The 19,809-nt window shown below is 40.2% G+C and carries 15 protein-coding genes; 9 read left to right on the top strand and 6 right to left on the bottom strand.

Annotated elements, in window-relative coordinates; genetic code table 11:
- Positions 1-67 precede the first annotated feature (67 nt).
- Positions 68-418, top strand: a complete 351-nt coding sequence (locus H6G76_RS08075) for a DUF6717 family protein (RefSeq protein WP_190698128.1) — start codon at positions 68-70, stop codon at positions 416-418.
- Between the two features lie 13 nt (positions 419-431).
- On the opposite strand, the gene H6G76_RS08070 is transcribed toward H6G76_RS08075, so the two are convergent.
- Positions 432-1,439 (bottom strand): LD-carboxypeptidase, encoded by a 1,008-nt coding sequence (locus tag H6G76_RS08070; RefSeq protein ID WP_190698125.1) that lies wholly within the window; start codon positions 1,437-1,439, stop codon positions 432-434.
- Positions 1,440-1,663: 224 nt separating this feature from the next.
- Entirely contained in the window at positions 1,664-2,050 is a 387-nt protein-coding gene (locus H6G76_RS08065) for a nuclear transport factor 2 family protein (RefSeq protein ID WP_190698122.1), read from the bottom strand.
- A 192-nt stretch (positions 2,051-2,242) separates the two neighbouring features.
- Between H6G76_RS08065 and H6G76_RS08060 the strand changes: the two genes are divergently transcribed.
- Positions 2,243-4,465 carry a CHASE2 domain-containing protein gene (locus H6G76_RS08060; RefSeq protein WP_190698119.1) on the top strand — a complete coding sequence of 741 codons (2,223 nt, stop codon included), beginning with the start codon at positions 2,243-2,245 and terminating at the stop codon, positions 4,463-4,465.
- Between the two features lie 5 nt (positions 4,466-4,470).
- On the opposite strand, the gene H6G76_RS08055 is transcribed toward H6G76_RS08060, so the two are convergent.
- Positions 4,471-4,953, bottom strand: coding sequence for a hypothetical protein (locus H6G76_RS08055; protein WP_190698116.1), 483 nt, complete (start codon positions 4,951-4,953; stop codon positions 4,471-4,473).
- Positions 4,954-5,635: 682 nt separating this feature from the next.
- Here H6G76_RS08055 and H6G76_RS08050 point away from each other — a divergent pair.
- From H6G76_RS08050 to H6G76_RS08030, 5 genes are all read left to right on the top strand, one after another.
- A complete protein-coding gene (locus tag H6G76_RS08050; protein WP_190698113.1) occupies positions 5,636-8,566 on the top strand; it encodes a DUF4347 domain-containing protein in 2,931 nt (976 codons plus the stop codon).
- Between the two features lie 29 nt (positions 8,567-8,595).
- Complete coding sequence (locus H6G76_RS36910; RefSeq protein ID WP_242056344.1) at positions 8,596-10,626, top strand: DUF4114 domain-containing protein; 2,031 nt, start codon at positions 8,596-8,598, stop codon at positions 10,624-10,626.
- 168 nt (positions 10,627-10,794) lie between these two features.
- Positions 10,795-11,823 (top strand): VOC family protein, encoded by a 1,029-nt coding sequence (locus H6G76_RS08040; RefSeq protein WP_190698110.1) that lies wholly within the window; start codon positions 10,795-10,797, stop codon positions 11,821-11,823.
- Between the two features lie 204 nt (positions 11,824-12,027).
- Positions 12,028-12,633, top strand: coding sequence for a YdcF family protein (locus H6G76_RS08035; protein ID WP_190698108.1), 606 nt, complete (start codon positions 12,028-12,030; stop codon positions 12,631-12,633).
- Positions 12,634-12,747: 114 nt separating this feature from the next.
- Complete coding sequence (locus tag H6G76_RS08030) at positions 12,748-13,323, top strand: hypothetical protein (protein ID WP_190698338.1); 576 nt, start codon at positions 12,748-12,750, stop codon at positions 13,321-13,323.
- A gap of 204 nt (positions 13,324-13,527) precedes the next feature.
- Here the strand turns inward: H6G76_RS08030 and H6G76_RS08025 are convergent, their stop codons facing one another.
- Entirely contained in the window at positions 13,528-13,965 is a 438-nt protein-coding gene (locus H6G76_RS08025) for a molybdopterin-binding protein (RefSeq protein WP_190698335.1), read from the bottom strand.
- 99 nt (positions 13,966-14,064) lie between these two features.
- Here H6G76_RS08025 and modA point away from each other — a divergent pair, with 99 nt between their 5' ends.
- Both modA and H6G76_RS08015 read left to right on the top strand, forming a co-directional pair.
- Positions 14,065-14,859: a molybdate ABC transporter substrate-binding protein gene (gene modA, locus H6G76_RS08020; RefSeq protein WP_190698105.1), complete on the top strand. Its 795-nt coding sequence runs from the start codon at positions 14,065-14,067 to the stop codon at positions 14,857-14,859.
- Positions 14,860-15,032: 173 nt separating this feature from the next.
- Positions 15,033-15,809 (top strand): MBL fold metallo-hydrolase, encoded by a 777-nt coding sequence (locus H6G76_RS08015; RefSeq protein ID WP_190698102.1) that lies wholly within the window; start codon positions 15,033-15,035, stop codon positions 15,807-15,809.
- Positions 15,810-16,064: 255 nt separating this feature from the next.
- On the opposite strand, the gene H6G76_RS08010 is transcribed toward H6G76_RS08015, so the two are convergent.
- Both H6G76_RS08010 and H6G76_RS08005 read right to left on the bottom strand, forming a co-directional pair.
- Positions 16,065-17,363, bottom strand: coding sequence for a hypothetical protein (locus H6G76_RS08010; RefSeq protein WP_190698100.1), 1,299 nt, complete (start codon positions 17,361-17,363; stop codon positions 16,065-16,067).
- 57 nt (positions 17,364-17,420) lie between these two features.
- A complete protein-coding gene (locus H6G76_RS08005; protein ID WP_190698097.1) occupies positions 17,421-19,604 on the bottom strand; it encodes a GUN4 domain-containing protein in 2,184 nt (727 codons plus the stop codon).
- Between the last annotated feature and the right edge of the window lie 205 nt (positions 19,605-19,809).

Below are 19,809 nucleotides of genomic sequence, written 5' to 3'. Positions count from 1 at the left end.
TATTATCTGTTGTAATTCCGAATTTTACTACGGCATTCTTCACCAATTATTTAACCAGAAATTACTAATGACTAACTCAATGATGGTTATTTTTCCCTATAGACATTATCAAACATGGGTATTTGATGATGAGCGTCTAGGTCTAATCAAAGAACCATTTGTTAGTGGTGTGCCTGAGATGATAGAGACCTTAGTTCAGAGTATAGCTAATGTAGATGAAGGATTTAAACTTCTATTTTCTGCCAGTCCTTTCCCTGGTTATCAAGCAGAACTAATTTGGTTGCGAGAAGAATATAACGGTAACTGGTATCGCTGGAATGAAAAAAGTATGGAAGGTTGGTTATGTCCGGCATTATTTAAATATTTTAATCAAGCTCCAGAAAAAATATATTGTAAAGCCGAAAGCTTGTATCTATGAAAATCAATAATTTTTATATAACAGCAGCCTCTAAAAAACTGATAGTTCCTGCATCAGCATCTATTTCTACATCCACCCCAATTGGCAAGATAAATTTATCTTGAATATGCCCAATCATCGAACCATACCAAGCTGGAATTTTTAACGGGAGAATGTGGTCTTGCAAGACTTGCATTAAAGTAAGCGATGGCTCATCTCCCATACTACAATCAGTACATTGACCAAAGATAAAGCCAGAAATTCGATTGAGTACTCCTGCGTTTTTTAACTGCGTTAGCATTCTGTCTATACGATAAACATCCTCATTTGTATCTTCTACAAATAATATTTTTTGCTGCCAAGCAGGTAGATAAGGTGAACCAACCATTGCAGATAGCACTGATAAGTTACCACCCACAAGTTTACCCTTTGCCTTTCCTGATACTATTGTTTGAACTTGCCCTTCACTCACATTATTATTATTTTTCAGAGTGACAGCTTCCGCATTAAATAAAATCCGTTTGAGGTAATCCAGCATAAACGGAGTCCATGTAGAGGTAGCGACTGGGCCATGAAAAGTAATAATTCGACTGCGGGCATTAATTGCTAATAATAATGAAGTGATATCGCTGTATCCCATTAAAATTTTAGGATGAGAACGGATTAAGGAATAGTTGAGTAAGGGTAAAATTCGATTACAGCCCCAACCGCCACGCATCGCCAAAATTGCTTTGACGGAATTATCTGCAAACATGGCGTTAACATCTTCGGCGCGATCGCTATCTTTACCTGCTAGATAGCCATAACGATCTAAAATATGGTTGCCTAGCTTAGTTTTTAACCCTAATGCGGTGAGATATCCCTTAGCTATTTCAATATATTTGGGTTCAAAAATACCCGCAGGCGCAATTAATCCTACTGTGTCGTTTGGTTGTAGGCGGGGCGGTTTAATAATAGTGTTGGGAGATATAGCTTTGACTGGGGTTATCTGCGTGGCTAAGGTAGCTAAAGCGCAGGTGGTGAGAAATTTTCGACGTTCCAATGTTAGGGAGTGGCGAATGGGGAGTAGGGAATTTGACAAGTGTAAGTTTTCGACGTTTTGTGTAAAAATCTTGATTTGGGGTTAAATTCCTACACTTGTAAAGAGTAGGAAATGGGATTTTACAGCAGATTGCAGGTAAATGAGGTAAAAATTTTCTTTAAAAAGCAATATATAAGATGTTTTCATGCCTATTGCCTATTCATTCCCTGTTGCCTACTGTATATCTAACCACGTAGTTGCGCTATCATTTGCGCTGGGTTCCAGTAAGCGCGCGTTGTTTGAATCTTGCCATCTTGGTTAACCTCAAAAATTGTAATTCCCTCAAAAGTCACGGACTTACCGCTTTTACTAACTCCTTGCATTGTCCATTTGACAGCTGCTTCATTACCAGCCACAAAGATATGCTCAGTTGTTGGTGTTAATGTAGCAAACACAGCTTGTAATTGACCGATAAACTGGCGATAATTTTCATGAATCTTGACTGGTGGTTCACCAACTGGATCATGACTTACAGCATCTTCCGCAAAGGTGTCTATCCACCCTTCTGGATTCATCGCAGCAATGTTGCTAAAGTAGGCAGAAATAATTGTTTTAATCGCTTCGCTTGACATAATTTAGTGATTTGGCAACCGGCTATAGATTATACAAAGTATCATTTCCTAAACTCTTATAACAAACTAAACGATGTAAAGTATGAAGTATAAAGCCAATAGTCATTAATCATTTGTCCATAGTCAAAAGTTATTCTCCTCCGCTCCTCTGCTCCCCCGCCCCCCTGCCTCCTTCCTCCTGCAATTAACTCTGTGATTAGTGGAATATTACAAAAACTCCGAACCGCGTTAGCACAAGACAAGAATTACCGTGATAGTTTTCCTAACATTCGCTGGTGGCAAATAGTGATGCTGACTAGCGTGGGGGTGACAGCTTTGGTTTGGGGAATTCGGGAACTGGGAGAGTTGCAATCTTGGGAGTTAAAAGCTTATGACAAAATGTTGCGATCGCGCCCCGCCCAAGCACTCGATCAGCGAATTTTGTTGGTTACAATTACTGAAGAGGATATAGCAAGATTCCAATGGCCTTTATCTGATGACATAATCAATCGGCTGTTAACAAAACTAGAATCATATCAACCGCGTGTTATTGGTTTAAATATTTATCGACCAGAACAACAAAATCTTGCCGCAGGTATTGCCAATAAAAATAATATTATTACAGCCTGCCTGTTAAGCAGTAGGGGTAGACAGGAAATTACACCACCTAATTTTCCTATAGACAATGTAGGCTTTACAGATTTAATTTCTGATAATCAATCAGACCAAATTATTCGGCGTGGTTTATTATTTGCTGACCCAATAGATAGTAATAAATGTGCAACTCATTTTTCATTTGCAGCTTTAGTTGCCATTAATTATTTAGAAAAACAAGGTATAAATATAGATTTTTCTGATAATAATAATTTCCAAATTGGGAAAATTTATTTTCCCATACTTACGGCTAATTCTGGCAGTTATCAAGGGTTAGATGCCGCAGGATATCAAATATTAATAAATTACCGCCATCCTAATAATCTGGCTCAGAAAGTAACTTTAACGCAAGTTCTCAACGGTCAACTTAACCCTAATTTATTCAAAGATCGTTTAGTAATTATTGGGACTACGGCTGCAAGTGTTCATCCTGGTGTATATACACCCTACAGTGCTGATCCAAAACAGCCAGTGAGAACATCAACTGTATTTATCCATGCACAGGTAGCCAGCCAAATTCTTAGTACAGTTCTGGATGGCAGACCACTGATTTGGTACTGGCCTAATTGGGCTGAATTAGTATGGGTGTGGAGTTGGGCATTATTAGGCAGTATTTTAGGTTGGAAAATCCGGCATCCAGTGTTGTTGCTGGTTTTAGACGGTGTAATACTCGCTGGTTTGCTAGGAATTTGTGTTGGCTTGTTTCTTTTGGCTGGCTGGATACCGTTGATTCCGCCTGCTTTAGCTTTAGTGTTTAGTAGTGTAGGATTGGTGGTTTACGCTACATACCAAACGCAGCAACAAACAAAATTAATTATTCTGCAAGTTGAACAACAACAAGAAGCGATCGCTCAATTAAATCTTCTCTTAAATAACACTGCTGCCCCTACACAATTTAGTACAATTCGTGACCAAAATCTTCCACCAGCCCCCACTATTTCACAACCAGAAAAAAGAACTGGTGATTTACTTTTAGGTGGACGTTATCAAATTTCTAGAGTGCTTGGTTCTGGTGGATTTGGGCGAACTTACTTAGCTAGAGATACTCAGCGTCCAGGAAATCCGATTTGTGTGGTGAAACAGTTAATGCCAGCACGTCGAGATACCAAATTTTTGGAAGTTGCACGACGGTTATTTAATACGGAAGCAGAAATTTTAGAAGCTTTGGGTAAGCATCCACAAATCCCGGCATTGCTGGCCTATTTTGAAGATCAGCAAGAATTCTATTTAGTACAAGAATATATTTCAGGACATACCCTACATGAAGAATTACCACCTGTGCAAGGTGTAAAAAATGAAAGTTTTGTAATTGAAATGCTCAAGGGTGTGTTAGAAGTTTTAGCATTTGTACATGAGCATCGAGTAATTCATCGAGATATTAAACCGAATAATATTATCAGAAGTAATCAAGATAATCGGCTAGTATTAATTGATTTTGGTGCGGTCAAATTAATGCAACCACAAACTAGCGAACAAACAGAATTAGCTACAGTTGCAATTGGAACACGAGGATATGCACCACCAGAACAATTTGCTGGTCATCCTCGCTTATCTAGCGATATTTATGCTTTAGGAATGATAGCAATTCAAGCTATTACTGGTATACAACCGCAAGAATTACAACCAGACCCAGAAACAGGGAATGTCATGTGGCGGCATAGAGTGCAAATTAATGAAGAACTAGCCGTAATTTTAGATAAAATGGTGCGCTATCATTTTAGCGATCGCTATCAATCAGCCGCCGCCGTTCTCCAAGATTTAAATCAGATTTCTGATATATAGCCAAATTATCTGTAAGGCAATGTGAAAGAAGGAGCAATACGAAAGAAAACAATAGGTATGCGATTGATCGGTTTCTCTGTATTTGGATCAAGCAGTGTTTCTGTCAAAGTTTTTGTTGAAGCATCGTAGGTATAACGAACTTTATATGAGCGATCGCCACTTTGTGCTGTTTCTCCTGCTTGGCAATCCAAATTCCAAGTACCGACCAGAGAGCCTTGTGACATATTTAACTGTCCTAAGACAGTAGCAGGATCGCCATAGCCACAAGGGCCATGCCATGTGTCACGACCAACTACTTTCAAGCCGAACTGGGATGGCAGAATCGAACGGAGCGAATTACCACCATCCACTTCATCAACACCTTGCCATAAACCCACAAATGTATCTTTTGGTGTCATTACCATTTGTGCAGATAGCGAATTGCTGTTGAGAAAAACCGTCGCTGCTACAACGGTACTTACAATAGTAATGCTTAACTTCTTGCTCATTTTTGAAATCCTTTGTAGTAGAAATAAAAAATTGCCTAAAGGGACTTAAACATTTTTGAGCCAGAAACAAGGCTCAAACCTATACAGGGCAAAGAAAATACACACATTGCTCAAAAATGCTTCAAACCCAGATATATCAAGAAACTAGGTAAAACGATGTCAAAGTTTTTCTGTGTATACGTTTGATAGGGTTTTCAGGCAATTTTTTGTTTAAGTCTCATTAATTGAACAGATTACTTTTTTATAGTTAGGATTTTCTCACGCAAGCACAAGGTTGAAGGTTAAGAGAAAGATAAGAAGGATAAACTGTAAAGGATTGCACAAACCTTTCCTCTGCCACGCCAGTCGCTACAAGCCAGCAGAGGTTTACTAGTTTTTACAAACATATACTTTATTAGAATATATTACTTATTTTCTACGTAGTTATAACTAGCTCAACACACTTCATTTAAAAATTTATTTGTTAAAAGTCCATATATTTCGGTATTTTAGGTTTTTCACACCAATCATTCCGGATTTTTAGACAAAAAATAAGAGTTATTAAATATACAGCTAATAGCAGGTAGAACTAAACTGCAATTTAGTTCACAACTACGGCATAGAACTACCTAGTTGCGCCCCATACACAAGTGAATTGGGTTGGCTTTTGGCTGGTTGGTCAGCAATTGAAATAAAACAAACTATGTCAACAACAGTATTATTTGCTTCTTTTAGCAGCTTCAACCTTGAATCTGAACTCAATTTAGATAATCTCAACGACTATCAACAGCTACAACCAGGATTGATTGAGTGTGAGACATTAGTAATTTTTGACAACCGTGTTGAGAATCTTGAGATTCTGTATGCTGCCTTATCACCTAATTCCTTGGGTTATACTCTTACACCCCAAGACGATGCACTAATAGCTATTACAAACTTATTATCACAAACAAAAGCAAAACGATTAGCGATCGCTGCTCACGGTACAGCCGGAGTCTTGCAAATTGGGAAATTACCCATCAATCGAGCAGAAATTCACTCACAAGCCGAATTATTGCAACAGTGGAACGTTAAAGAAATTGCCCTCTACAGTTGCGAAGTCGGAAAAGATGCCCAGTTCATCAGAGAATTGGCATGGTTGACAGGCGCAGAAATATTTGCGGCTACTGGTAAAGTTGGCGCACCCACTCAAGGCGGCACATGGGAACTAGATATTCAATCCGGTGTAGAGAAAATAAATGCGCCCTTTGCAGAAAAAGCGTTAATAGACTATCCCGGTTTATTAGCAGCACCAACAGCCATTAATCTCAACCCCATCAGCAACACGCTTTTATTACAACAATCGACTGCACAAAGAGGTGGTGAAACAGACGGTCAAACTTATAGGAATTATTTTGCCTTTGCCGCGCTAAAATCCGATGGTTCTGTAGTTACTTGGGGTGATAGTTCCTATGGAGGAGATAGCAGTAAAGTCGCTACTCAACTGGCCTCTGGTGTCACCAATGTATATGCTACAGGTACTGCCTTTGCCGCGTTGAAAGCTGATGGTTCTGTTGCCACTTGGGGCTTTGATTATGATGGAGGAGATAGCAGTAAAGTCACGACCCAACTGGCCTCTGGTGTCACGGATATCTTTTCTACAAGTACTGCCTTTGCCGCGTTGAAAGCCGATGGTTCTGTTGTCACCTGGGGCAGTAATGGCGGAGATAGCAGTAAAGTCACAACCCAACTGGCCTCTGGTGTCACGGATATCTTTTCTACAACGAATGCCTTTGCCGCATTAAAATCCGATGGTTCTGTCGTCACTTGGGGCAGTAATGGCGGAGATAGCAGTAGTGTCACAACCCAACTGGCCTCTGGTGTCACGAATATCTTTTCGACAGCAAATGCCTTTGCCGCGTTGAAAGCTGATGGTTCTGTCGTCACTTGGGGCGATAGTAGCTTTGGTGGAAATAGCAGTAGTGTCACGACCAAACTGGCCTCTGGTGTTACGAATATCTTTTCGACAGCAAATGCCTTTGCCGCGCTAAAATCCGATGGTTCTGTTGTCACTTGGGGTAGTAGTTACTATGGCGGAGATAGCAGTAAAGTCACGACCCAAATAGCCTCTGGTGTCACGAATATCTTTTCTACAGGTTCTGCCTTTGCCGCGTTGAAATCTGATGGTTCTGTCGTTACTTGGGGCTTTAATTCTGATGGCGGAGATAGCAGTAAAGTCAAACCTCAACTGGCCTCCGGTGTCATAAATATATATGCTACAGGTTCTGCTTTTGCCGCGTTGAAAGCTGATGGTTCTGTCGTCACTTGGGGTGATAATAGCTTTGGCGGAGATAGTAGTAGTGTTACGACCCAAATAGCCTCTGGTGTCATAAATATATATGCTACAGGTTCTGCTTTTGCCGCGTTGAAAGCTGATGGTTCTGTTGTCACTTGGGGCAGTAGTGGAGGAGATAGCAGTAACGTCACTAGCCAACTGACCTCTGGTGTCATCAATATCTTTTCCTCATTTGGTGCCTTTGCCGCGTTGAAATCTGATGGTTCTGTCGTTACTTGGGGCGATGATAGCTTTGGCGGAGATAGCAGTAATGTCACTACCCAACTGGCCTCTGGAATAGTCAATATTTCCTCTCCCTTTGACCCCATTGGACTCATCGTTGCAGAAAATAGTCCAACTAATACTGTCATCGGCACTCTCAGCAGCATTGACCCCAACACAGGCGACACCTTTACCTACAGCTTAGTCTCTGGTACTGGCAGCACTGATAATAATTTGTTTACTATTAACGGCAATCAACTACAATTTAATACTTCCCCAAACTTTGAAGCTAAGTCTAGTTACAGCATCCGTATCCGCACCACAGATCAAACTAATTCATCCTACGAAAAAGCTTTCACCATCAACATCTCTAATGTTAACGACACATTAACCTTACAAGCACTCACCCCTGTAAACCTAGTCAATACCAGCGCGAAAGACACCTTCGCCAGCATTATAGGCACCTTAGTTGGTACAGACCCAGACATCGGCACAACCCTTGTCTATGGCATCAGTGACGGTATTGTCAATGTCATGAATAACACCGTTACTAAAGAGGGTAAATATGGCACTCTCACACTCAACACCCAAACTGGAGAATACACCTATACTCCCAATGCGACTGCTATCAATAGCCTGACTAGCGATACTTTAGATGATTTTACCTTCACCGTCAGCGATGGTAGTTCAAGTGCTAGTCAGGCCTTAACGATTAACATTACGACGACTAAAGACACACCAAGCTTAGAACCATCCATTTCGGCAAACCTAACAGACAGCAGCACCGACATTACCGGCACCTTGGCGGGGACAAACCCTGATGGTACTGTCTATGGCATCAGCGACGGTATTGTCGATGTCACGAATAACACTGTTACCAAAGAGGGTAAATATGGCACTCTCACACTCAACACCCAAACTGGAGAATACACCTATACTCCCAATGCGACTGCCATCAATGACCTGACTAGCGATGCTTTAGATGATTTCACCTTCACCGTCAGCGATGGTAGTTCGATTTCTCCCCAAGCTTTTGATGTCAATATTCCGGCGCTAATGATACAACAACTGTACAACCAGTCATTTCGGCGAACCTGACAGACACCACCACCAACATTACCGGCACCTTGGCTGGGGCAAACCCAGACGGCACGGTTTATGGCATCAGTGACGGTATTGTCGATATCGCTAATAACATCGTTACCAAAGAAGGGAAATATGGCACTCTCATACTCAACACCCAAACTGGAGAATACATTTACACTCCCAATGTAACTGCCATCAATGCCCTGACTAGCGATGCTTTAGATGACTTCACCTTCAGCGTCAGCGATGGTAATTTGACGACGACCCAAACTTTTGAGGTTAACATTCCGGGGGTCAACGACACACCAATCTTACAACCACTCACGCCTGCTAACCTGACCGACACTACCGCCAACATTACAGGCACCTTAGTTGGTACAGACCCAGACATCGGCACAAACCTTGTCTATGGCATTACAGATGGCAGTGTCGATGTCACGAATAACACTGTTACCAAAGAGGGTAAATATGGCACTCTCACACTCAACACCCAAACTGGAGAATACACCTATACCCCAAATGCGACTGCCATCAATGGACTGACTACAGACGCTTTAGATGATTTCACCTTCACCGTCAGCGATGGTAGTTCGATTTCTCCCCAAGCTTTTGAGGTCAACATTCCGGCGACTAATGACACAACAAATGTACAACCAGTCATTTCGGCGAACCTGACAGACACCACCACCAACATTACAGGCACCCTAGGTGATGCCGACTCTAACATCGACACAAAACCTGTTTTTGGCATCACAGATGGCAGTATCAATGTCGCTAATAACACCGTTACCAAAGAGGGTAAATATGGCACTCTCACACTCAACACCCAAACTGGAGAATACACCTATACCCCAAATGCGACTGCCATTAATGGACTGATTACAGATGACTCAGATGATTTCACCTTTACCGTCAGCGATGGTAATTTGACGACTACTCAAGCTTTTGATGTCAACATTCCTCTTTCTAAAGTCACTGTCAAAGATCAGGGAAACGCTTCTATGAATGATGTGTTGATTCCGCCAGTCAACACAGTAGTTACACAGTTAATCAATAGTGCTAATGATATATTCCAAATCCGTAGTTCCCAGACAACTACTAAATTGCAAGTTTCCCTGAAAGGACACAACTCTGAATTAGTCAATGAATTGGCAGTCTTTACTGTTGATGATAACAATGGCACAATCAACGGTATTGCTTCAGGTACGGCTGGTTATGTTGAGGCAGCTATAGCCAGAAGTTCAGTCATTTTCTCTGCTATTGCCAAGATTTCTAATGGGTTTGATAGTCACAATCAGACTCGTACTCTAGAATTCACTACCAATGATAAATTCAGGTTTGCTTTAATCAGGAATAATACTTTTGATGCTGTTAAAGCTGGTGCTACTAGTTCCGCAGATATCATTTTCTCTGATGCCTCTAGCCAAAAGATTACAGATTTGGGAAATAATATCTTTTCTCTAGGTTGGTGTGATGGTTCTAATAACAATGTGACTGAATTTAATGACTTGGTAGTAAATGTTCAAGCTACAGATGATGCTTTACCCCTGGGTACAACACTACAAAACAATTCCCAAGGTGAGGTGATTGATTTACGAGATTTTAATGGTGCTGTGACTGCAAAATTTACCGTGAATCGAGAAGCCAGCTATGACAGTTTTGTGGGTTTTTATCGCGTAACTGATGCCAATGGTGGTATTGATACTAATAATGATGGTGTGGCTGATGTCTTAGTTGGACAAGCTGGTTATCTTCAAGCGGCTGTGAATCAAAGTGTTGCAGGGATAAGTTTAACTGTGAATAATCAAGGTAGTGCCACCTATACTGGTTCGTTTGCTGGCGGTGAGATTTTTGTGCCATTTATTATTGTCAATGGTAGACCTGAAGCTGTGTTAGATAATAATCCCAATAATGATCCGACGGTTTATTTCCCTTTATTGGGTGCTAATTCAGACAAAAATGACCATATTCGCTTGTTAGGTAATAATGTTTTTGGTTTTGAGGATTTAACTGGGCTTGGTGATAAAGATTACAATGACATGATTGTCAAGGTTGATTTGAGTCAAGCTTAGTTTTGTACGTTGGAAGCGATCGCTATTCATTTTACGATACCTGGCTTCTTTAAGAAGTCGGGTATTTTGTTATTCACAAATGATTTATGACTGCTATATTAATTACGACTTACCAATTACGAATTATTATTGTTTGGTTGGTAAAATATCTCAAAATCACAATTTAGTATGACTCTGGGACAAGAAACTACAATTGCAGGCATCTATGAAGTATGTATTGGTGTTCCAGACCCAATTTTTGCTATTCAATATTGGGAACAATTTGGCTATCGCATTGGACAAGTAGGCCAATTACCTGCGGCTACAGCCTATCAATTATATGGTGTGAATTCTGGGTTGCGATCAATTCGCCTTTACCACCAAAATGCCGATCATGGTTTGATTCGGTTGATGGTTTGGCAAAATCCCACTAATCAAGGGTTGGGGTTGGCATCAATGAAAATTAAGGGAAACCGTTGGGCGACTACCTTAACATCAGATATTTTAACTCTCCTGAATCATGCGGAAGAAGCGAAAGCGGCTGGTTTTGCTGTGAGATATAGCTATCCTTATTGGGAAGTTATTTACAATAAAGAACGCAAAAGCCGTCCTTTTATTGACACGGCGGCGGGGGTGCGAGAAATGTTGCTATTGCAACCCTTGACGCGTCAAGTTTTATTTCAAAGATTTGGCTATACCATACCACATTACGGGCAAATCAACGAAGCATCGGCTTTTAAAACTAGCCAGTTTACCCACATAGGAATTATTGTTCAAGATGACAGTAAAACCAGCCTGAAATTTTATGAGGATGTTTTGGGTTTGTTGCGGGTGCGGGATGATGTGGAAACTAGCTATGAGTCTTCGCCAGCAGGTCGAGATTTGTTTGACCTGAAGCCTGGGGAAAAATTTATTGTCACTACTTTTGATGATCCTCGTTCTTCCCAGACAGACTTGATGGCGGCGCGGAGTGGCAGACTTTATGTGATTCGCTTTCCAGAGGCGATGAATTTAGAATCGCGGTTTGAAGCAGCACAACCAGGAAGTTTAGGAATGTCACTCTATACTTACCGCGTGCGGGGAATTCGAGAATATTGCGATCGCATCAAGAGCAGTTCAGTGCTAAATTTTACCAATATTATCGAAAATGAGTTTCGGGAACAAAGTTTCTCTTTCACTGCACCGGATGGCTATTTTTGGAATCTGGTAGAAGGGTAGTTATATAGATTTAAGGCAATAGGCAATAGGAAATAGGGAAGGTATAGGTGTACTTAGTTTCGTAAACATCAAGAATGAGTTTTATAGTTATCTTTTAAGCTTTTGTGCTTACAAGTTGCACAATTGAAATTTTGGGTAAAAACTGTAATCCCTCTCCCCTGCTCCCTTGCGGTCTCAACAAGCAAATTAAGTGATTATTAGCTTATGCCTGCTAAAAAGATTTACCGAAAATGGCTAATGATGATATTTATCACTGCAATTTCTACATTAATTGTAGTGTTTGTCACTACTGCCTTAAATATTTATTGGTACGGAAATAATAGTAGTAATATTAAAGCAGATGCGGCAATTGTTTTGGGAGCAGCAGTATGGGGAAATGAACCATCACCTGTGTTTCGAGAACGAATTAATCATGGAATTAATCTGTATAAAAACGCAAATGTATCTAAAATAATTTTTACTGGTGGGGTTGGTGAAAGTGATGAACTTGCTGAGGCGATAGTTGGTAAAAACTATGCTGTAGCAAACGGAGTAAAAGCAGCTGAGATTTTAACTGAAACGCGATCGCGCACAACATACCAGAACTTGAAAAATGCTTTAGAAGTAATATCTGGGCATAATTTAACCAAGTTTCTGATTGTCAGCGATCCCTTACATATGAAACGTTCCGTATTGATGGCAAAACATTTAGGAATGGATGCATATCCATCACCGACACCGACAACAAGATATCGCACTTTTCGTAGTCAGATAGAGTTTTTGCTGCGAGAAACTTACTTTTATTTTGTCTTTCTTGTGTTCAAAATTTAACTACAAACATACTTTATCTTGATAATTTAAACATAGGTCTTCATCTTATCTAAACCCGGAGAATAGATGAGAAGATTGGAATATGTACCAGTAAATGACCAAAAAATTTTGCTAATGAGAATTTGGGCTGCAATAGTTGTACTAACTTCTTCTTGGCTAGTCTCTGGGTTGATAGCTTCTAAGCCAATCAATGCTACTGTAGCGATCGCCGAAAATACCGTAACATCTTCTAAGTCAATTTCTCAAGCAAGCAATACAAAACAATCGATAAACGTCGATAAAGCTGAGTTTGGGGTGGCGAGAGTTGATGCTAGAGGTAAAGTTAACTTCATCCCGACATTCAGAGTACCGCTACAAGAAGGCAGTAAATATGGGTGGCGGATTCAACTTAAAGACTACAAAGGTGAAGTTACATGGCGAGAAGTTTTGCGCTTACCAAAACCGCCAGAAACTTGGGCTACAGATGATGGTGAAAACTTTACAGTCTCTGCCGACGGTACAGAGTCGGTGATGAGGCGCAAAGCCGTAGCTAACGATGGCATGATTGAAAACTTTTGGACGATCGCAGCTGGTGATCCTCCAGGTAAGCATAAAATACAGGTATATGTTGATGACCGTCTAATTGCAACATTTGATTTTGAAGTTTTTCCTGTAGATAGACAAGAGTCAACCAACAGAAGAAGATCCTAAGCTTTATGGGATAAGTATCCTCACACCTGCACCCTAGGCTAGAGAGCTTATCCCACTTTATAAAGCAAAAATTCAATAGCAAAGAAATTACTTATAGCAATCGCCAAGGTATTGAGAACATCAACAGATAATAAAATTTAGATACTATAAGACTTTTCATTCTGTCACCTGTTTGTTACCTATCACCTGTCCCCTGCTATATCTCTATTCTTTAGCAATCACAATATCATTAGATTTAATTACTGCATAGGCTTCTTCTCCTTCAGCTAATCCCAATTCTTCTGCCGAGGTTTTAGTAATCATTGAAGTTAGCTCAACTTTATGAACAATTTCTAGTGTTACCTCACAATTAACTGCTCCAGTCACAACTTTTTTAATAACACCCTTCAAAATATTGCGCGAACTAACTTTTAAAGGCTTCTTTTGCGTAGGAATTTCCAACTCAGGTGCTTGAGCCACTGCTTTGTCAGCCTTTTTAGTTGGTATAGATACTTGTGCTGTTGTTTGCTTGTTTAAACCACGTACCAGTTCCCGAAGAATCTCGGTTTTGGTTCGCTGAGAGTCCTGACAGAACTCTTCTAAAATTTTACGCTCCTCTTCCGATGTTTGAAATGTGATCCATCCTTGTTCTTTTCTTGGCATAATGTTACCAATTACGTTGGTAAATAATGTAATGACGCTCGGTACAATCTTACCAAGCGCCATCAAATTGCAGAAGAATCTATCGCTAAACCTTTCTCTATGAAAAGAAGACAAATTATTGCCTTTTTTGGTAGCGCACTTGCTAGTTTGTTGCTAGCTGTTTGCTCCCCATTAATTTTACCTTCTGCTGTCACAGCACAGTCAAACGTTAGCTTGCTTGTTTCTGCTGCGGCTAGTTTGAAAGACGCATTAGAAGAAATTAAACCTCTACATCAAAAGAGTAAACCCAATGTCAACATAAATTATAACTTCGGTGCTTCAGGAGCATTACAACAGCAGATTGAGCAAGGCGCACCAGCCGATATCTTTATTTCTGCTGGTAAAAAGCAAGTAGATGCTTTAGAGCAAAAAGGACTTTTAGTTCCTGGGACTCGCTCTGTTCTTGCCAAGAACCGCCTTGTTTTAGTCGTACCTAAAAATAGCACTGGCATCACCAGCCTTTACAACCTGAGAGAAGCGAAAATCAAGCGTATAGCTATTGGTGAACCAAGAAGTGTTCCAGCAGGTCAATACGCTCAACAAGTTCTAGAAAAGCTCAAGATTTGGCAGCAAGTGACTGGAAAACTAGTTTATGCCAACAACGTGCGCCAAGTCTTGGCGGCGGTGGAAAGTGGCAATGCTGATGCAGGTTTAGTTTATGCCACTGATGCCAAAATCTCTGACAAGGTAAAAGTGGTTGTGGTTGCTGATGAGAAATATCACTCCCCAATTACTTATCCAATGGCTGTGCTTAAAAGCAGTAAGAATGCCAATGCTGCCAAGGAGTTCGCCCAATTTTTATCTAGCCCTCAAGCTAAGGCTGTACTGAAAAAGTATGGCTTTATAGTGTCTTGAGAATAGGGGCTAGAGGTTAGGGGTTAGAGAAGAAAGTTTTTCATATTTGAACAAGTTCTAAGTGCTGAGTACAAAGAAAAAAATACTATTCTCTAGTATCTAGTCTCTAGCCCCCAGCCCCTAACCCTATCAACTGATTGATAATAAAAACAGGCGTTATCTTCGGTTTATTTATGTACATAACTTGGTTAGACAACAATAGTTGGCTAATTGAAATGGGTGGTCAAAAAATACTTATTGACCCTTGGCTAGTTGGTTCGTTAAGTTTTAACTTAGATTGGCTGTTTAAAGGTTCTCTAAAACAAGAAAGATTAATTACAGAAAAGATTGATTTGATATTGCTGTCTCAAGGTTTGGCAGATCATAGTCACATACCAACACTGAAGCAGCTTGACCCTCATATTCCGGTTGTGGCTTCGCCGAATGCGGCTAAAATTGTCCAAGAGTTGGGTTATATCTCTGTAACATCCTTAGCACATGGTGAAAGCTTTAAGTTAAATAATCAAATAGAAATTAAGGCTTTTCCGGGTTCGCCTATTGGCCCTACTTTAGTAGAAAATAGTTATTTCCTCAAAGAATTAGATACTGGCATAACGCTCTATTACGAACCACATGGATATCACTCTCCACAACTGAAACAAGTTGCGCCTGTTGATGTAATTATCACGCCAACAGTTGATTTGGCATTGCCGTTAGTCGGGGCAATTATTAGAGGTACAAATAGCACTTTAGAAGTGGCTAAATGGTTGCAACCACAATTTATACTACCAACCGCAGCCACAGCAGAGACAAGCTATGAAGGATTATTGTCACAATTGTTGAAGGATATAGGTAGTGCTGAGGAGTTGCGTGCTGCACTTCGGGAGAATAATCTGATCACACAGGTGATGGAACCTAAACCAGGCGATCGCTTCCAGTTGCCATTACAAAAGCGTGTATTAACTCACTGATTTTTAGGTGTTACGCAGGTGACAGGTAACAGGTGACAGGTGATAGGTGACAGAGTTAGGACTAACTCCGGAAACGAAAAATCAAGGGTTTAGACCAGGGTGTAGGGGTATAGCCAGTAGGGTGCGTTATAGCAAACCGTAACGCACTGAGAGAAGGAGTGCGTTACGGCTAATCCTGATTTTCTGAAACTCCCAAATCCTTACATAGCAGTAAAACACCCGACTTAATATTTACTGTCACCTGTCACCTCTTCCCTACTGTAGTTGCTTTAATTTATTATTTGCCGATAGTAGCAACTCTTGGGCTTTTAAATAAACAGTTGTGCCTTTGTCTACATTTTCTAATTGGTTAATAATGCTGTGCAATTGGCTAATTATCCGATTACGTTCTATATTTTGGGGATCGTTAGGAATTGAAGCTAGTGAGTTTTCGATTTCTCGTTGCGCTGTTGCTAAAGCCTGTACAGAATCAGCCTCAGCTTCTCGGCGGATCTTCACTTGACCTAAGTTAGTTTCATAAATTGCTAACAACTTTTGCGCCTCTGCATAACCCACCACATCGTCGGATGAAATTTGTTTTAATCTTTCAATGGCTTCTTGCCATAAATTTTCTATCTGTTGCCATTCAGCGACGGTGTGGGGTGGATTTTGGCCAGCTTTAGCCGCTTGCCAAGAAAATTGCTGGGCGGCGGTAATTAATGTACTGACGCGTTCATTACCAGCTGCTAATCCCACTATTTCTTTAAAGTCTCGTTGGTAGCCTTCTAGTTGATTTTGAGCCGTTTTTCCGGCAAGGGTTTCACCAGGAATTTGTTCTAGTTTATCAAGTGCTGTACGCCAAGTTGCGATCGCAGTTTTTTTATCGGTTACTGTTGTAGCCTGTTGATATTGCTGTTTGGCATTTAATAATGCTTGGCTATTCTCAGTCAGCAAAGTTTGAGCATTTTTTTCTTGAAAAACTTTAGCTTCTAGCTGCCCTACTTTACTACGTGCTGCATTTAACCCGTAAACGCTTAACCGCCATTCATACCACCAATATCTGTATTCTGGCAAATCTTGAACCAACCCAGTTGGTAAGTTATCTAAATGCGTTTTTGTTTTTTGTAGCTGTTGTTCTCCTAAAGCCAAGTCTGCGGCACTTGTAGGTTTTTCAATCAAGTATTCAGCTTGCTGCATTGATGCCAATGCTTGCCGATAATGTTGATCCATACTCATGTAGCTTGGTATCAATAAGACAGGTGCTTTCTGCACCACAGCACGACGAATTACTGGGTAAGGCTGATTAGCACCCCAAACTACACCTGCGGGAAGTCCGAGCAATATTGTGAGCCAAATTAACTTAGTACCTATACCCCCTTTGGATTTGCTACGTGGCTTTTGAGGCGGGATATTCATCTGTTTTGCGGCTATTTCCTGTTCTATTTCAGCCATAGTTTTTGATTTTGCTGGTTTTGCTGGCTGTTGCAATCCCACAGGTTGTTGGGTAGTAGCCGATGATGCCACCCCAGAGTTATTACTTAAAAATATCCTGGTTATTTTGTGTAAAAAAGACATATAAGAATTTAGTGCTGGGTTTAGTATTCCCAGACTAAGCTCTAAATTTATATATGCTCATTTGCCTTTTGCTATAGTTTGGCAATGTGTTAAACGAGAGAATAAATTAACACACAATTGCCACCAACTAGCTGTAGCGATCGCACTATGCCATTCCCAAACGCCTAAGACTTTGACTCGCCAAACCTGATCAAAAAAACCGAAAAATGGTAAATGTCCAATGGGTGCATCTTCATGCCAAATCAAATCATCATAATTTACCCAAGTATCTTTTAACCGCCACCCAACACGATTACCAAAATCAATGCAAGTTTCAGCAGCAGCAACTCTATCACTCCCAATCATGAACGACAAAACCGGGTCAGTTGCACTACCTTGAATATTTTGCCAAATACGTTGTTGAACACTAAAACCAAAGCGTCCCCGACTGTATTTCACCCAGAGATAATCGATAGTTTGCAAATCAGCACAAGGAAAGTTTTCTAAACTCTGCAAATTAAGATGACGCTGTTGTTCTCTATCAGCTACTTTTAGCATGAGACTGGTGGTTGCTTCATTTGCTTCCAACCATCTACCCGCTTGGAGTAAATCACGTAATTGAGTGTAATCTACTCCTACATCTGAACTTAAATTATCAATATCTTCGGTTTCTTGGTTAAAATTTTCGCTAGTAAATAAATGCTTTTCTGGAAACACTTCAATGATTCCCTGAGAACCAGATAGCCAGAAATAAAGTTGAATATCACTTGAATTCAACTCTATTTGTAACTGAGTAATTAAACTTGCAGCAGTGAGTCCAGATGTTTGATTTTTCCCCAAAATTTCTAATAAAGTAGCAACAAATTTTTCATTTTTATCTAGGGGCGCAGAACTAATAATTAAACATTGTCCTGTTTCTATGCCTAAATGTAAATCTTCAAACCAATCACGTAAAAGCTTCTGTTCTTGTTCTCCAATGCAATCTACAACGATAATTTGTTGAGATTTACACAAACGTAATTGTTTTCTTAACCAAGTACGAGTAATGACTATATTATCAGATATAGCTAATACTACTTCGCCGGCTTTTTCTTGAATTTGTCCTCGGAGATATAAAAATGTAGTTGCAGTTTCTTCTAGAGAGGAATTGTTTGCTGACTCAGAAAATGATGCCGATAGTAAGCATTTTTGAATAGCTTTATGTACATCAGCAGTGGCGTTATTACCTCTGATTGTCCAAGAATTAGTTTCAAAACTACCAGAGGTACTGAGGATTTTAATTAAAGCTGAAGCACTTTTAAATTTAGGATTTCCCTCAACAATCAATGCTTGTCTTGGATATTGTAACAACCCTTTGGCGTTTGGTTTGAGTCCTAAAATTACTTCGCCAACACCCTCGACAATACGCTTAGGAGTTTGTAAAGGATATTCTGAATGAATTTGACTGTCTCCTCTGCCTTTTTTTAACTGATTAATTACTCGTAATTGCTGATTTGCTTTATCTATATATGCCAATGTTTGATGATAAACATATCTGTATAAGCCATCAGCTTCGATGATACCTTGTGAGTCTGCGGCTTCTCCCCGCAGACCGCGAATTAAGTAATAGGTGAAAACTCCATGTTTTAGTTGAGGAAATTCCCAAGAACGCTGACCGCGATCGCAAGACAAAAAAGCATAAAATCCCTTGCGTTTGGCGGCTCTTTGTCGCAAAATTTCTACTAATTCTTGTGTCGGGTTAAGTTGTGGATCTGCTTCTCCCTTTGCCCCCAACAATGTTAAATCACCACTATGACAAGCATCTAACCAAACTAATTGCTGTTGGGCTGCACAATTTTCTAATAATTGTAATAATTCTTGTAATGGAAAACCAGTTTGTATTAATTTATCTTTTTGAGTATCTTGTAGACACAACACCACCTGTTGAGTTGATGGTTCCAACATTCCGTGTCCAGAAAAATAAAATAGAACCGTATCTATTGGTTTAGTTGCAGCTGCAATTTCTTGCAGACTGGCGCGGATATTTTCTAATAAAGGTATCTCGGCGTAATCGCAGTAAATCCTTAACTCTTTTTGCGGAAATCCGCCTGTTGCAGCGTTTAATGCGGCTGCTAATCCCTGACAATCTTTTGCAGAGTAACGCAAACAGGGTATTTGCTCATCCTGGTATTGATTTACTCCTACCAATATCAGCCAAAGCTTGGCTACACCTGTTTCCAGTGCGTGAGTTGATTTACTAGTACGAACACCGATTGGACACATTTATTAAAGATTCTCCTCAGTTAAGGAGTCATATTGATTTCTATAGCAATCCTATTTGATTTATAAACTGCTTATGGGGGCAGGCAATAGGGAAGAGGCAATAGGTAAGAATTCAGGAGTCAGAATCCAGGAGCCAGAATGTTGGAAAATTTAGTCGAATTCTTTTCAATTAATAGTCGAATTATACGCTTATTGCTTTTAAATT

The organism is Nostoc sp. FACHB-152, assembly GCF_014697475.1.
GTDB lineage: Bacteria > Cyanobacteriota > Cyanobacteriia > Cyanobacteriales > Nostocaceae > Nostoc_B.
This window is presented reverse-complemented; position numbering and strand designations above follow the sequence as displayed.

Bases quoted from the DNA above. Each gene is read 5' to 3' on its own strand.
- H6G76_RS08025 (WP_190698335.1), bottom strand. From the start codon at position 13,965: ATGCCAAGAAAAGAACAAGGATGGATCACATTTCAAACATCGGAAGAG.
- H6G76_RS08040 (WP_190698110.1), top strand. From the start codon at position 10,795: ATGACTCTGGGACAAGAAACTACAATTGCAGGCATCTATGAAGTATGT.
- modA (WP_190698105.1), top strand. From the start codon at position 14,065: ATGAAAAGAAGACAAATTATTGCCTTTTTTGGTAGCGCACTTGCTAGT.
- H6G76_RS08035 (WP_190698108.1), top strand. From the start codon at position 12,028: ATGCCTGCTAAAAAGATTTACCGAAAATGGCTAATGATGATATTTATC.
- H6G76_RS08015 (WP_190698102.1), top strand. From the start codon at position 15,033: ATGTACATAACTTGGTTAGACAACAATAGTTGGCTAATTGAAATGGGT.
- H6G76_RS08075 (WP_190698128.1), top strand. From the start codon at position 68: ATGACTAACTCAATGATGGTTATTTTTCCCTATAGACATTATCAAACA.
- H6G76_RS08030 (WP_190698338.1), top strand. From the start codon at position 12,748: ATGAGAATTTGGGCTGCAATAGTTGTACTAACTTCTTCTTGGCTAGTC.
- H6G76_RS08055 (WP_190698116.1), bottom strand. From the start codon at position 4,953: ATGAGCAAGAAGTTAAGCATTACTATTGTAAGTACCGTTGTAGCAGCG.
- H6G76_RS08005 (WP_190698097.1), bottom strand. From the start codon at position 19,604: ATGTGTCCAATCGGTGTTCGTACTAGTAAATCAACTCACGCACTGGAA.
- H6G76_RS08010 (WP_190698100.1), bottom strand. From the start codon at position 17,363: ATGTCTTTTTTACACAAAATAACCAGGATATTTTTAAGTAATAACTCT.
- H6G76_RS08065 (WP_190698122.1), bottom strand. From the start codon at position 2,050: ATGTCAAGCGAAGCGATTAAAACAATTATTTCTGCCTACTTTAGCAAC.
- H6G76_RS08050 (WP_190698113.1), top strand. From the start codon at position 5,636: ATGTCAACAACAGTATTATTTGCTTCTTTTAGCAGCTTCAACCTTGAA.